Source organism: Xanthomonas hortorum pv. pelargonii (assembly GCF_024499015.1).
Classification (GTDB): Bacteria; Pseudomonadota; Gammaproteobacteria; order Xanthomonadales; family Xanthomonadaceae; genus Xanthomonas; species Xanthomonas hortorum_B.
Genome location: NZ_CP098604.1, coordinates 4,582,190 through 4,596,559, shown reverse-complemented (window position 1 = coordinate 4,596,559; position 14,370 = coordinate 4,582,190). Strand labels below are relative to the sequence as shown.

The 14,370-nt window shown below is 66.0% G+C and carries 13 protein-coding genes, 1 other RNA gene and 1 pseudogene; 11 read left to right on the top strand and 4 right to left on the bottom strand.

The annotated features are described in order from the left end of the window. Positions 1–85: 85 nt before the first annotated feature. Complete coding sequence (locus tag NDY25_RS19675; RefSeq protein ID WP_168957418.1) at positions 86–1,234, bottom strand: pyridoxal phosphate-dependent aminotransferase; 1,149 nt, start codon at positions 1,232–1,234, stop codon at positions 86–88. A 216-nt stretch (positions 1,235–1,450) separates the two neighbouring features. Here NDY25_RS19675 and ccmA point away from each other — a divergent pair, with 216 nt between their 5' ends. From ccmA to NDY25_RS19630, 9 genes are all read left to right on the top strand, one after another. Then, a complete protein-coding gene (ccmA, locus tag NDY25_RS19670) occupies positions 1,451–2,095 on the top strand; it encodes a heme ABC exporter ATP-binding protein CcmA (protein ID WP_006452114.1) in 645 nt (214 codons plus the stop codon). Continuing rightward, on the top strand, positions 2,092–2,787 hold the full coding sequence (ccmB, locus tag NDY25_RS19665) for a heme exporter protein CcmB (RefSeq protein ID WP_006452115.1): 696 nt from the start codon (positions 2,092–2,094) through the stop codon (positions 2,785–2,787). The genes ccmA and ccmB overlap by 4 nt, the downstream gene beginning before the upstream one ends. Positions 2,788–2,916: 129 nt before the next feature. Continuing rightward, positions 2,917–3,669, top strand: coding sequence for a heme ABC transporter permease CcmC (ccmC, locus tag NDY25_RS19660; RefSeq protein ID WP_168957417.1), 753 nt, complete (start codon positions 2,917–2,919; stop codon positions 3,667–3,669). Continuing rightward, entirely contained in the window at positions 3,666–3,839 is a 174-nt protein-coding gene (locus tag NDY25_RS19655) for a heme exporter protein CcmD (protein ID WP_023904167.1), read from the top strand. Before ccmC ends, NDY25_RS19655 begins: the two co-directional genes overlap by 4 nt. After that, positions 3,836–4,306, top strand: a complete 471-nt coding sequence (gene ccmE, locus NDY25_RS19650; RefSeq protein WP_168957416.1) for a cytochrome c maturation protein CcmE — start codon at positions 3,836–3,838, stop codon at positions 4,304–4,306. The genes NDY25_RS19655 and ccmE overlap by 4 nt, the downstream gene beginning before the upstream one ends. Before the next feature lie 174 nt (positions 4,307–4,480). Beyond that, complete coding sequence (locus NDY25_RS19645) at positions 4,481–6,418, top strand: heme lyase CcmF/NrfE family subunit (RefSeq protein ID WP_168957415.1); 1,938 nt, start codon at positions 4,481–4,483, stop codon at positions 6,416–6,418. After that, on the top strand, positions 6,411–7,013 hold the full coding sequence (locus NDY25_RS19640) for a DsbE family thiol:disulfide interchange protein (protein WP_168957414.1): 603 nt from the start codon (positions 6,411–6,413) through the stop codon (positions 7,011–7,013). Before NDY25_RS19645 ends, NDY25_RS19640 begins: the two co-directional genes overlap by 8 nt. After that, positions 7,010–7,444 carry a cytochrome c-type biogenesis protein gene (locus NDY25_RS19635; RefSeq protein ID WP_168957413.1) on the top strand — a complete coding sequence of 145 codons (435 nt, stop codon included), beginning with the start codon at positions 7,010–7,012 and terminating at the stop codon, positions 7,442–7,444. The genes NDY25_RS19640 and NDY25_RS19635 overlap by 4 nt, the downstream gene beginning before the upstream one ends. Continuing rightward, positions 7,444–8,457, top strand: a complete 1,014-nt coding sequence (locus tag NDY25_RS19630; RefSeq protein WP_168957412.1) for a tetratricopeptide repeat protein — start codon at positions 7,444–7,446, stop codon at positions 8,455–8,457. Before NDY25_RS19635 ends, NDY25_RS19630 begins: the two co-directional genes overlap by 1 nt. Before the next feature lie 47 nt (positions 8,458–8,504). On the opposite strand, the gene NDY25_RS19625 is transcribed toward NDY25_RS19630, so the two are convergent. Next, positions 8,505–8,578: non-coding RNA, sX9 sRNA (locus tag NDY25_RS19625), on the bottom strand. A gap of 574 nt (positions 8,579–9,152) precedes the next feature. On the opposite strand from NDY25_RS19625, the pseudogene metX reads away from it, so the two are divergent. Continuing rightward, a pseudogene (gene metX / locus NDY25_RS19620) lies at positions 9,153–10,353 on the top strand (homoserine O-acetyltransferase MetX). 11 nt (positions 10,354–10,364) lie between these two features. Next, positions 10,365–10,769, top strand: coding sequence for a DUF1294 domain-containing protein (locus tag NDY25_RS19615; protein WP_233366391.1), 405 nt, complete (start codon positions 10,365–10,367; stop codon positions 10,767–10,769). Between the two features lie 135 nt (positions 10,770–10,904). Here NDY25_RS19615 and cydC read toward each other — a convergent pair whose 3' ends face one another. After that, positions 10,905–12,614, bottom strand: coding sequence for a thiol reductant ABC exporter subunit CydC (gene cydC, locus NDY25_RS19610; protein WP_256628015.1), 1,710 nt, complete (start codon positions 12,612–12,614; stop codon positions 10,905–10,907). Next, entirely contained in the window at positions 12,577–14,313 is a 1,737-nt protein-coding gene (gene cydD, locus NDY25_RS19605; protein WP_256627633.1) for a thiol reductant ABC exporter subunit CydD, read from the bottom strand. The genes cydC and cydD overlap by 38 nt, the downstream gene beginning before the upstream one ends. Positions 14,314–14,370 lie beyond the last annotated feature (57 nt).

The window sequence follows — 14,370 nt, the reverse complement described above, 5'->3', positions numbered from 1 at the left end:
TGGCATCAGGCTTTCTGCGGATTCAGATCGAAAGCGACCAACCGCCTTTTCGATTCCCGAATCCCCATTCCCGACTCCCAGCCCCTCAGAGCTTCTGCAAGCGCTCGATCGCCGCATCCAGCGTCGCATCGTTCTTGGCAAAGCACAGCCGTGCCAGACGCTGACCAGCGGGCGCGGTTTCATAGAACGGCGAGAGCGGAATCGCCGCCACGCCCTTCTCCACCGTCAGCCACTTCACGAACTCGGTGTCGGGCAGATCGCTAATGGCCGAATAATCCACCAGCTGGAAATAGCCGCCAGGCACCGGCAGTGGTTTCAGACGTGTGGTCAGCAGCTGCTCGCGGAAACGGTCGCGCTTGGCTTGATAGAAGGCGCCAAGTTGCTCGTCGTGTTCGGGTTCGTCGCGGATCATTGCGGCAAACGCGTGCTGGGCCGGGCCGAAGCTGGTGAAGGTGTTGTACTGGTGCACCTTGCGGAACTCGGCGCTCAGTGCGGGCGGTGCGATGGCATAGCCGATCTTCCAGCCGGTGCAGTGATAGGTCTTGCCGAAGCTGGAAATCACGAATGCGCGCTCGCGCAACTCCGGCCAACGCAACACCGACTCGTGACGGCGGCCGTCGAACACGATGTGTTCGTAGACCTCGTCAGAGAGCAGGAAGATCTCGGTGCCGCGCAGCAGTTCGGTCAGCGTCTGCATGTCGGCGGCAGACAGCATCGCTCCGGACGGGTTGTGCGGCGAGTTGATCATCAGCAGACGCGTCTTCGGCGTGATTGCGGCGCGCAGCGCCTGCCAATCGACCGCGAAGGTCTGCGGATCCAGCGCCACGTGTACCGCGCGCGCGCCGGCCAGATCGATCGCCGGCTCGTAGCAATCGTAGGCCGGGTCCAGCACGATGACCTCCTCGCCTGCGCGCACCACCGCGTGGATGGCGTTGAAGATCGCTTCGGTGGCGCCGCTGGTGACGGTGATCTCGCTGTCGGCATCGACCTGCGCGCCATAGCAGCGCTGCGCCTTGCCGGCGATGGCCTGGCGCAAGGCCGCCACGCCGGTCATCGGTGGGTACTGGTTGTGGCCGGCGCGCATGGCGCGCTCGAGCTCTTCGACCAGCCGCGACGGCACCGCGAAATCGGGAAAACCCTGGCCCAGATTCACCGCGCCGTGCTCGGCCGCCAGCTGCGACATGACGGTGAAGATGGTGGTGCCCACCTTGGGCAGCTTGGTCGTGAGGGGCATCGTGCCGGTCCGGACAAGAAACGGGGGGACCGCGAGTGTACGCAAAGCCGCCAGGCGGTTGCGCCCGGCCGGTGCAAAACAGCGTTCCCGGACACATCAGGCCGCCCCATGCGCCCCCGGCACCGGGCCATCGTCGCTACAATGCGCGCCCAGTCTGGAGCGTGCCATGCCCCGGCCCTTCCCCATGCCGTCCTGCGACGGGAGCCCGCTGCGCCGATGATCGAACCGCTGCACACTGCGCCACCGCTGCTGGCCGCGCGCGCTCTGGCCTTCAGCCGCAACGAGGAGCCGGTGTTCGGCCCGCTGGATTTCCATGTCGATGCCGGCGAAGCCTTGCTGGTGCAGGGCGACAACGGCGCCGGCAAGACCACGCTGTTGCGGGTGCTGGCCGGCTTGCTGCATGTGGAGCGTGGGCAGATCCTGATCGACGGCAAGACCGCGCGGCGCGGCGACCGCAGCCGCTTCATGGCCTATCTGGGCCACCTGCCGGGCCTGAAGGCCGACCTCAGCACGCTGGAGAACCTGCACTTTCTGTGCGGATTGCATGGCCGCCGCGCCAAGCAGATGCCCGGCAGTGCGCTGGCCATCGTCGGCCTGGCCGGTTACGAAGATGCACTGGTGCGGCAATTGTCGGCCGGCCAACGCAAGCGCTTGGCGCTGGCGCGGTTGTGGCTGTCGCCGGCCCCGCTGTGGCTGCTGGACGAGCCCTACGCCAACCTGGATCTGGACGGCATTACCCTGGTCAACCGGATGATCTCCGCGCATCTGCGCGGCGGTGGCGCGGCGCTGGTCACCACCCACGGCGCCTACGCGGCGCCGCCGGTGCGCACACGCATGCTCACGCTGGAGGCGGCGGCATGAGCCTGCATTCGCCACAACCCTCGCTATGGCAGGCCGCGCGCGCCTTGCTAAGCCGCGATCTGCAATTGCTGTGGCGCCGTCGCAGCGATGCGCTGCAGCCGGCCCTGTTCGCCCTGCTGATCGTGGTGTTGTTCGCGCTGGGCCTGGGCGGACGCCCGGACCTGCTGGCGCAGGCCGCGCCGGCAGTGCTGTGGTTGTCGGTACTGCTGGCCGGCTTACTGTCGCTGGATGCGTTGTTCCGCAGCGATGTGGAAGACGGCTCGATGGAGCAATGGCTGCTGGCGCCGGTGCCGTTGGCGTGGCTGATCGCGGTACGCGTGCTGCTGCACTGGGCGACCAGCGCGTTGCCGCTGATTGCGGTGACGCCGCTGCTGGGCGAATTGCTGCACCTGCCACATGACCAACTCCCCGTGTTGCTGGCATCGTTGGCGCTGGGAACACCGCTTTTAAGTCTGCTCGGCGCCGTGGTTGCAGCGCTGACGGTGACGATGAAACGCTCTGGTATTCTCGTGGCGTTGTTGGCGTTGCCGTTGTATGTGCCGGTGCTGGTGTTCGGTGCCGGCAGTGTTGCGGCAAGTGGACAAGGACAGGATGCGGTGGGTGCGTTGTTGTTGTTGGGCGCCGGCTTGGTGATTGGCGTGGTCCTGGCACCGCTGGCTGCGGCTGCCGCGATCCGCATTTCGCTGAGCTGAGTGTGTGATCGATGCGGTGGTGATGAGGCGCACAGCGCCGAGCGCCATTGCAGTTGCAAGCGCTATTTCAGTTGCAAGCGCCCCTGCTGTTTCGAGAGCTAATGCCATTCCAAGGGCTACTGCCATCGTATGAACGTCGTCGTCCACTGGTTCCACCAACTCGCCTCACCCCCGATCTTTGACCGTTTTACTGCGCGCTGGGCGCCGTGGTGCTATGCGCTGGCCGCGGTGCTGCTTGGCTTGGGCATCTGGCAGGCCTTGTTCGCGGTGCCGGCCGATTACCAGCAAGGCGACAGCTTCCGCATTCTCTACATCCATGTGCCCAGCGCGTGGATGAGCCTGTTCGTGTTCGGCTTGATGGCGGTGTATGCGGCGATTGCGCTGATCTGGCGTATCAAGATCTGCGAAATTCTGGCGATGGCGTGCGCGCCGATCGGCGCTGCGTTCACCGTGATCACCTTGCTAACGGGAAGCATCTGGGGCAAGCCGATGTGGGGCGCCTGGTGGGATTGGGACCCGCGCCTGACCACCGAATTGATCCTGTTGTTTCTGTATCTGGGCGTGATCGGCCTGTATCACGCCATCGACGATCGACGTCAGGCCGCGCGCGCGGCCGCGTTGCTGGCGATTGTCGGCGTGGCGCTGCTGCCGGTGATCCGCTATTCGGTGGTGTGGTGGAACTCGCTGCATCAAGGCCAGAGCATTCGCCTGCTTGGCCCCTCGACCATCGATGCGAGCATGTTGCTGCCGCTGTGGCTGATGGTGATCGGCACCAAGTTCTGGTTCGCCGGTTCGCTGCTGACGCGCGCGCGCGCCGACAACCTGCGCCGCGAGGCCGGCAAGGCCTGGATCGTGCGCGATGCCCCGGAGGGCGCGGCATGAGCTACCTGCCCTACGTCATCGCCGCCTACGCGGTGTTCGTGCTGGTACTGCTGTGGGACCTGATCGCCGGCCGCTGGCAGGTGCGCCGCGCCTTGAAGATTGCGCAGGCGCGGCGCCTGCGCGAGCGCAAGCGCGCGGCGGTGCCCACCGATGCGGAGCTGATCCGGTGAACCCGCAACGGCGCCGCCGGATGTGGCTGGTGATCGCGCTGGTGCTGGCCGGCGGGCTGGCGACCACGCTGGTGGCGATGGCACTGCAGCGCAATGTGGCCTATCTGTACACACCGTCGGAAGTACTGCGTGGCGACGCTGGCGACCATGCGCGTTTCCGGCTCGGCGGCATGGTGGAAAAAGGCTCGTTCAAACGCGCGTCCGGCTCGCTGGAAGCGCAGTTCCGCGTCACCGATGGCGATGCGCAGTTACAGGTGCGCTACGACCGCATCCTGCCGGACCTGTTTCGCGAGGGGCAGGCGGTGGTGGCGACCGGTCGCATGCAGCAAGGCGTATTCGTGGCCGAAGATATCCTGGCCAAGCACGACGAGACCTATATGCCGAAGGAAGTCGCCGACAAGATGGGCAGCGCGCATCGCAAGCACGATGTGCCGGCGGCGGCGGACCAGGCTGGAGGGCTGCGTTGATGGCAGATGTCGGTACGACCGTGGCGTTGCTGCAAGATGGTGGCTGGCGCGAAAGCAGCCTGGCTGACAACGTCGCCGTAGCTGCGCAACGCTACGCCGACGCTGCATCGATGAGGCCTCGTCATTGCGCGCGCAATCGCTGCACCGCTTCATCGTCAAAAACGCGCCTGCCCGATGCTGCCTGAGCTCGGCACCTTCCTGCTGATTCTGGCGTTGCTGGTGGCGTTGGTGCAGGCCGCGCTGCCGCTGGCCGGCGCGCAGCGCGGGCACAGCAGCTGGATGGCGGTCGCGCGGCCGGCCGCGCTGGTGCAATTGGGCCTGATCGCCGCAGCATTCGCGCTGCTGATGCATGCCTTCCTGGTGCAGGACTTTTCGGTGCGCTACGTCGCTGAGAATTCCAACAGTTTGTTGCCGGTGATGTATCGCTACTCGGCAGTGTGGGGCGCGCACGAAGGATCGCTGCTGCTGTGGACGCTGGTGCTGGCGCTGTGGACCGGCGCGGTGGCGCTGTGGTCGCGGCAGCTACCCGCGCATGTCATTGCCCGCGTGCTCGGGGTGATGGCGCTGGTGAGTATTGGGTTCCTGGCGTTCTTGCTGTTCACCTCCAATCCGTTTGCGCGGTTGTTTCCGGTACCGCTGGAAGGAGCCGACCTCAATCCGTTGCTCCAGGACCCAGGCCTGATCATCCATCCGCCGATGCTGTATTGCGGCTACGTCGGCTTTGCGGTGCCGTTCGCCTTCGCCATCGCCGCGCTGCTGGAAGGCCGGATGGATGCACGCTGGCTGCGCTGGACGCGGCCGTGGACCAATGTGGCCTGGTCGATGCTCACCGTCGGCATCGCGCTGGGCAGCTGGTGGGCGTATTACGAATTGGGCTGGGGTGGCTGGTGGTTCTGGGACCCGGTGGAAAACGCCAGTTTCATGCCGTGGCTGGTGGGCACTGCGTTGCTGCATTCGCAGGCGGTGACCGAAAAGCGCGGCAACTTCGCCAGCTGGACGTTATTGCTGGCGATCGCTGCATTTTCATTGTCGCTATTGGGTACGTTTTTGGTGCGCTCGGGCGTGCTGACCAGCGTGCATTCGTTCGCGGCCGATCCCTCGCGCGGGCTGTTTATTCTGGTGTTCCTGCTGGCGGTGGTCGGTGGCTCACTGGTGCTGTATGCGATTCGCGCGCCGCGCTTGTCGATGGTGGACGATCCGCGCCGCGCGTTTGCCGGCAGCTCGCGCGAAACCTTGTTGCTGTTGAATAACCTGCTGCTCACCTGCGCCTGCGCGATGGTGCTGCTAGGCACGCTGTATCCGCTGCTGGCCGACGCCTTGGGCTTGGGCAAGTTGTCGGTGGGCCCGCCCTACTTCGGCACGCTGTTTTTGGTGTTGATGGCGCCGCTGGTGGCGCTGCTGCCGTTCGGCCCGCTGACCCGCTGGCAGCGCGAACAGGCCTCGCGCCCGTTGGCGATGCTGGCGCCCTGGGCGGGCCTGGCGGTTGCCGCAGGCGTGCTGGCATGGTTCGCCGCCCCGCAGGGTCAGCTGAAAGCGGCGATCGGTGTGGCCGGCGCGGTGTGGGTGCTGTTGGGCACGTTGCGCTTCCTGTGGACGCGGCGCGCGGCCAAGGGACGGAAATTCACCGCCGAAATGCTCGGCATGGTGCTGGCGCATCTGGGCGTGGCGGTGTTCCTGGCCGGTGCGCTGCTGGTGGAATCGCTGAGCCTGCAACGCGAGGTCGCGTTGGCGCCCGGTGAGCAGATGCAGATCGGCCGCTACGCGCTGCACTTCGATCACGTCGAAGAATTGCGCGGCCCCAATTACGTCTCCGATCGTGCCAACCTGCAGGTGTTCAAGGACGATGCGCCGGTGGGCATGCTGCATGCGGAAAAACGCCGCTACGCCAGCGGCGGGCAGACCTTGACCGAGGCGGCGATCCGCCCCGGTCCATTCGGCGATCTGTATGTCGCCCTTGGCGAACCGCTGGGCAATCAGGCCTGGGCGGTGCGCGTCCACCTCAAACCGTTCGTCCGCTGGATCTGGCTCGGAGCGCTGCTGATGGCGCTCGGTGGCCTGGTCACCGCGGCCGACCGGCGTTTTCGTCGTTCTTCGGAGATCCAAGATGGTTGAGTCACGTTCACCCCGCCTGCCCACTGCGGTCCTGGTAGGCGCCATCGTGCTGCTGCTCGCGCTTGCAGCGCTGCTGGTCTACGCGGTGGTGCGTTCCGGTCAGGACGATCGCGATGCCCTGCCCTCGGCATTGATCGGCAAGCCTGCGCCGGATTTCGCGCTGCCGCTGCTGCACGACCCCAGCATCGTGGTGCATGCGCGCGAGCTGCGCGGCGCCCCCTACATCATCAACGTGTGGGGCAGCTGGTGCCCGGCCTGCCGCGAAGAACACCCGGTGCTGAGCCGCTTCGCACTGACCAAGCGCGTGCGCGTGATCGGCTACAACTGGAAGGACGAGCGCACCGATGCGCTGCGCTGGCTCGAACAACTGGGCAACCCGTATCTGCTGGTGGTCGCCGACAAAGACGGCCGTACCGCGATCGACTTCGGTATTGCCGCGGCGCCGGAAACCTTTCTGGTCGACGGGCGCGGCGTGGTGCGCTGGAAGTACAGCGGCATGCTCACCCAATCCATCATCGACACCCAGCTGATTCCGGCGCTGAGCAAGATCGAACGCTCGCCCAGCGCCGCACCGGATCTGCACACCAGCCGATGATGCGCGCCTGGCTGCTGACGCTGCTGTTGTTGCCCTGGCTGGCCCTGGCCCAGCCGGTCGGCGACCCGGCGCCGCTGCGTTACGCATCGGCCGAAGAAGAAGCACGCTTCCACGCGTTGACCGCCGAATTACGTTGCGTGCAATGCCAGAACCAGTCGCTGGCCGATTCCAATGCGCAAATCGCCCAGGACCTGCGCCGCGAAGTGTTGGCGTTGATGCACGAAGGCCGCAGCGATAGGCAGATCCGCCAGTTTCTGGTCGCCCGTTACGGCGAGTTCGTGCTGTATCGCCCGCGGGTGGAATCGCGCACCTGGTTGCTGTGGTTCGGCCCGCTGCTGGTGTTGTTGCTGGGCGGTGGCGCGGTTGTGTTCGTGGTGCGCAGACGCAGCGTTGCTGCGCCCGCCTTGCCCGCCGATGAGCAGGAGTGGTGATGGTTGGCTTCGTCGTTGCGGTGGTGTTACTGGCATTGCTGGCCTTTGGTGTGGCGCTGCGGCCGCTGTGGCGCCAGACACGCGGTCTGGCTACCAGCGTCGCGGTGTTGTTGCTGGCGGCGAGCGCGGCCTTGTATTGGCTGGTCGGCACGCCGAGCGCGATCGAACAGCCGGCCAATCGACCGGCCACACCACGCTCGCTGGACGAAGCCATCGTGCAACTGCGCGCGGCACTGGCGCGCAATCCCGATCAGGCCGAAGGCTGGGTATTGCTGGGCCGCTCGCTGTCCAGCCAACAGCAATTCGCGCAAGCGCGCGATGCATTTGCGCGCGCGGTTGCGTTGCGCCCGGATGAGCCGGACGTGCTGGTGGCTGCCGCGCAATCGCGCATGCTCGCCGACGACAGCGGGCGCCCCGACCCGCAGGCCATGCGCCTGCTCGAACATGCGTTGGCGGTGCAACCGGACCATCAACGCGCACGCTGGTTTCTCGGTGTGGTGCAGCGCCAGGCCGGTCAGCCGGCCAAGGCCAGCGAGACCTGGACGCCGTTGCTCGCTGTGGTCGATGCCTCTACCCGCCCCGGCCTGCTTGAACAGATCAACGCCGCACGCCAGGAAGCCAGCCTGGCGCCGATCCAGGCACCGGCTGTGCCTGCTACAAATACGACCAGTGGCAAACGCATCCAGGTGCGCGTGACGCTGGATGCCGAGTTCGCCAAACGCGCCGGCTTGCCCGGCGACACCAGCGTGTTCGTCATCGCACGTGCCGCAGAGACCCCGATGCCGGTAGCGGTGGAAAAACACGCGCTGAGCGAGCTGCCGTTGACCATCACCCTGGACGATGGCGACAGCCCGATGCCAACGCGCACGCTGGCGTCGCTGGACAAAGTGCAGGTGCTGGCACGGCTGTCGCGCAGCGGCAACGCAATGCGCCAGACCGACGATGTGGAAAGCGCGCCAGTGATGGTGGCACTGCCTGCCGATGCGCCAGTGGAGTTGGTGATCGGGCGCTGATTGCTCGCCATGTTTCGTTGCGACGCTTGAGCCAATAGACGAAGAGCGGCCACAAAACGTAGCGCGCAGTCGTAAGGCCGATGTGGACGGCGCAGAGGAATCGGAGTGTCACTTATCACATGCCGCACCGAGTAACGGCTGCGCCATCGTTGTGTTAGCTGCTACCAACGTCATCTGGATGGTCCCAAGCCGCGTTGGTCGAGGGCGCGATGCCCTCGCCGCTCGCGGGACACGCCGCAAGTACGTCCATGTAGGCTCGGTGGCGGCATCCATGCCGCCACACGGTCCCGCAATCGGCAAGGACACCGCACCAGGAAGTTGGTCGGTAGCCAAGTAAAAGCGGGTCATCTCGCGGGTTGCATTGGCTTGCTAGTACGGGCTGCAACCACATGAGATCTAGCGCATTAATCTAGCGCATTAGAAGTACGTCATGCATCGCTTGCACCATGCACACCGACCATCTCGACTGGTCCTTGCCCGCCCACCGTCGCGGGACCTTACGCGGCATGGATGCCGCGTAAGAGCCTACACGGACGTACTTGCGGCGTGTCCCGCGATGGTGGGCGGGCAAGGGCCCTGCAGCCAGGCCGAAGATCCGCCGCTCTGAGGGCTGGCATCACACAGCGCAAGGGCTCAAACCGATTCCCCATTCCCATCCTGCTCCCGGCGCGTGCCATGGCAGATAGAATTGCGACATGACTGAATTCATCCCCCGGCACGCGCTTCCACGCCCTGCCCTCGCCGTTTCCGATGAAGCGTGGCGGCGCGCTGCACCAGGCGCACGTCGCCTACGAAACCTGGGGCACGCTGGCCGCCGATCGCAGCAATGCGGTGTTGATCGTCACCGGGTTGTCGCCCAACGCGCATGCTGCGGCAAATCAAGCCAATCCCGAGCCGGGTTGGTGGGAAGCGATGCTCGGGCCAGGCAAGCCGATCGATACCGAGCGCTGGTTCGTGGTGTGCGTCAATTCCCTGGGCAGTTGCAAGGGCTCGACCGGCCCGGCCTCGATCGACCCCGCCACCGGCGCGCTGTATCGCCTGAGCTTCCCGGAATTGTCGATCGAAGACGTGGCCGATGCCGCCGCCGATGTCGTGCGCGCGTTAGGCATCGAACAACTGGCCTGCCTGATCGGCAACTCGATGGGTGGCATGACCGCGTTGGCATTGTTGCTGCGGCACCAAGGCATCGCGCGCAGCCACATCAATATCTCCGGCAGCGCGCAGGCGTTGCCGTTCTCGATCGCGATCCGCTCGTTGCAGCGCGAAGCCATCCGCCTGGATCCGCACTGGAACGGCGGCCACTACGACGACACCCGTTATCCCGAATCGGGCATGCGTATGGCGCGCAAACTCGGCGTGATCACCTACCGCTCCGCGCTGGAATGGGACGGCCGCTTCGGCCGCGTACGGCTGGATTCCGAACAGGCTGCTGACGACCCGTTCGGCCTGGAATTCCAGGTCGAAAGTTATCTGGAAGGTCACGCACGCCGCTTCGTGCGCTTTTTCGATCCTAATTGCTATCTGTATCTGAGTCGCTCGATGGACTGGTTCGATCTGGCCGAGTACGTAGACGACAAGCCGGCCGTTGACGCGCGTGTCGATGGCATGCAGGTCGACAGCGCACACCTCGCCGCCAAGCCAGACACAGGCGTCTCAACCGACGCCACGGTGCTGGCCGGCCTGGCGCAGATCCGCATCGCGCGCGCGCTGGCGATCGGTGCCAATACCGACATCCTGTTTCCCGTGCAGCAACAGGAACAGATCGCCGAAGGCCTGCGCGCCGGCGGTGCCGATGCCCAGTTCCTCGGGCTGGATTCGCCACAGGGCCACGATGCCTTTCTAGTCGATTTCGCGCGCTTCGGTCCGGCCGTGCGCAACTTTCTGGACGCTTGCTGATTTCCAGAACCGTGCAACGGCGTCGTGACCTGCCGCAGCGTGGTGGCCTGCCGCGCAAGACGCTGGCCATGCTGTTTCTGATCGGCATGGCCGCGATGGTGGCTACAGGTCGATTACCAGCGCTGCTGGCGCTGTGGTACGCGGTGGCGAGCGTGCTGGCGATGATCCTTTACCGGCGCGACAAGACCGCAGCACAGCGCGGCCGGCGACGAACACCGGAAGCGACCTTGCACATCATCGCGCTGCTCGGCGGATGGCCAGGCGCCTTGTTGGCGCAGGCGCTGTTCCGTCATAAATCCAGCAAGACGGCCTTCCAGCTGCGGTTCTGGATCATCGTCGTGGTGAACGTCGCCATGTTGTTTCTGGCATTGCGCCAACCTGCGCTGATGGCTGCGTTACACGCGTTGCTTAATTGAGCGACGCGCGTGCGATGCCGGTGCGTGCAAGAAATCGATGCCAAGACCTGCAACGCCTCACCCGCACGACACCTCACCCGCACGACATAGCACGGGTCACCACCTATTCGCTGCTGGCGCAGTGGAAGAAACGCCTCAGAGCAACGGCTCCAACACACCCGCGCGCATGCGATACCGCCGCTGCACCACGCCGGCCGGCACGCTGTCGTGGGTGATCATCACCAGGCTGCGCTCGCCGAGTGCGGTGGATAGATCCAGCAACAACGCGTGTGCGGTGTCTACGTCCAGGCCGTCGGTGGGTTCGTCCAGCAACAGGATCGGTGCGTCGCGCAGCAATGCACGTGCGAGCGCGAGCCGGCGCGCCTGTCCGGCAGAAAGCGTGGCGCCGTTTTCGCCGACCCAGGTGTCCAGGCCGTTTTGTGCAGTGGCCCACTCGCCCAGCCGCACCTGATCCAGCACAGTCCACATCGCGGCATCGCTGGCGCTGGCATCGCCAATCAGCAGATTTTCGCGCAGCGTGCCGGCAAAAACCGGGGCGTTCTGCGGCAGCCAGGCGATGCGTCGATGCCATTGCGTCTGTGCGAATTGGCACAGGTCGATATCGGCGTACGTTACCTGCCCGGCCTGCGGGTCCCACAAGCGCAGCAGCAACGCGGACAAGGTGCTCTTGCCGCTACCGCTGTCGCCGCTGATGGCGATGCGTTCGCCAGGCGCCAGCGTCAGATCGAGCGCCTGCAGCACCGGACGCACGCTGCCCGGCCACGCAAAGCTGACCTGATGCAGCTGCAGCGTGCCGCTGCGTGGCGCATCCGTGGCGTGCGGCGGATCGACGACCGACGGCGCCTGATCGACGATGGACTGCAGGCGTTTGACCGCAACGCGTGCGCTCTGCAGTGCCTGCAAGGCGAGGCCGGCGCCGGCCCACACTTCCAGCAACGCCATCGTCAGGAATACCAAGCCGGACGCCATTTCTGCCGCAATCAATCCGCGCTCAGTCGCACTCAACCCAAGCCACAACATGCCGGCCAAGCCGATGCCGCCACAGACGGCGTGCAGCAGATTGCCGCCGATCAAGCGCCGGCGTTGAATGCGGTCGCCATCGACAACGGCCGCCGCCGCTGCATCGACCTGATGCAGCCAGGCACCTTGCGCATCGACTGCGGTGAGATCGGCTGCACCTTCCAGCCCTTCGAAGGCCTGCGTCCGCAATGCGGTGCGTTGCTGCGCGCGCAGCTGTTCGCGCTGCGCGCCGCCGCGTGCCACCTGCCACGGCACCACGCCACCGATGACCACGCCGAGCACCATCAGCAACAGCGCGGCGGGTGGATAGATCAGCGCCGAAGCCATCACACCGGCAAGCCAGATGCCCAGCAACGCGGTCAACGGCGCCAGTGCACGCACGCTCAGGCCATCGACTTCGCCGATATCGGACATCAGGCGCGCCAGCAGATCGCCGGTGCGCGTGGCCGACAACCGGCCTGGCGCAAGCGGCAACGCACGGCGGAAGAACCACACGCGCAGGTCCCGCGCGATGCGCAGCGTGGCGTCGTGGCCGATCAATTTTTCGCCATAACGCGAAACGATGCGCGCAAAGGTCAGCGCGCGAATGCCGGCCGAGGGCGAGAAGAAATTGAAACCCGTGCCCATGCCTGCAACACCCGCCAATGCCGCGGCGGTCAGAAAGCTGCCGGACAGGCCGAGCAAGCCCACGCCCGCCAGCATGGTGACCAGCACCAACAGCGCGGACAGCAGCAGGCGCCAGGCATGCCGGCGGAATACATCGCGCAGGCGATCGGGGGCGTGCTGTTCATGGCAGCTCCGCTGCGACGGTGACGCCGCGCAGATCGATCACCGTATCGGCCCAGCGCATCACCGCAGCGCTGTGCGTGGCCAGGATCACCGCGCGGCCGCGTGCGAACACTCCCAGCGTGCGCAGCAATTCCGCTTCGGTGTCGGGGTCGAGAAACGCGGTGGGCTCGTCCAGCAGCAACAGGTCCGGCTCGCGCAGCAACAGCCGCGCCAGCGCCACACGACGCGCCTCGCCACCGGAGAGCCCGAAGCCGCGCTCGCCGATCACCGTGTCCAGGCCGGCCGGCAACTGCGCGGCAAAGCGCATCACTTGCGCAGCATCGGCCACTGCATGCAGCCGCGCATCGCTGGCCTGTGGATCGGCCAGGCGCAGGTTGTCGGCGATGCTGCCGTGAAACAGATACGGCCGCTGCGTGGCATAGCCGATGCGTGCACCCGGACGCAGCACAATGCTGCCCGCCTCGGGTGCAAGCCAGCCGGCCAGCCCTTCAAGCAACGTGCTCTTGCCGCTGCCGCTTGCACCGATCACGGCCACGCGCTGCCCGGGCTGCAAGATCAGCGAAAAATCCTCCACCACCACGTGTGGCGCGCCCGGTGGACGCAATGCCACTCCACGCGCCTGCAACAGGGGCGCATGTGCCTGCGCCGGTTCCAATGCACGCGGCGGCACCGTGGCTGCTTGCGTGCTTGCGGGCGGCTCGAAGCCTTCCAGCAAGCGCTCGGCTTCGGCCACCGCCGCCAGGGCATTGGCACGGTCGTGGTAATGCGCGGCCAGCCGCCGCAGCGGCGCAAAGAATTCCGGTGCCAGCAGCAGGCAGAACATGCCCGCGCCCAGCGTCGGCAAGCCGTGCAGATCGAGCATGCCCAGATAACTCAGGCCGAAATACAGCGCCACGATCGCCACGCTCACCGAGGCGAAGAATTCCAGCACCGTGGACGACAGGAACGCGATGCGCAGCACCTTGAGCGAGCGCTCGCGCACGCCTTCGGCCGCAGCGGCAATGCCGCTCAACTCGGCTTCGCCGCGCCCGTACACACGCAGCAGGCCCAGGCCCTTGAGGCGATCGGCAAAGTGCCCGCCCATCCGCGCCAGCTCGCCAAGTTGCTCGCGCCCCGCCGCTTCGGCGCCCCAACCCACCAGCATCATGAAGAACGGAATCAGCGGCGCGGTCAGCAGCAACACCAGGCCCACCACCCAGTCGACCGAAAACACCGCGATCAAAATCAGCGGCGGCACCAGCATCATCTCGGTGCGTGCGAGCTGGTAGCCGACGAAATAGCCTTCCAGCGCATCGGTATGCGCCAGGCTCAATTCGCCCAGTTCGCCGCTGCGTTGGCGGCGCAACCACACCGGGCCGTGCTGCACCAACCGGCGTGCGATGCGTGCCCGCAGTTCGCGCTTGGCCACATCGGCTACCTCGCCGGTCAGCGACTGCGCCCAGGCATTGAGCAGCGCACGCCCCAGCAGCACAGCCAACAACCCCACACCCACATCGCGTAAGTGCAGCAGTGACAGATGCTGCACCAGCACCGCCTGCAGCAACCAGGCGATCGCCGCCGCCTGCGCCAGTAGCAGCACGCCCGACAACGCCACCGCCATACCCGCCAGCCGCTTGGCACGCGCGGCCGGTGCGGCAAGTGCATCCAGCCATTGGCCGCGTTGACGGCGCTGGGCTGGCGTTTCGCTGGCTCGCACGCTGGGCTGGCTCACATCGCTCCCTAGAAGACATCGCACTGCAAGCGATTGTAAGTCGCCACTTCCCGCTACGGGCTGCGCATTGTGCCGCACCCA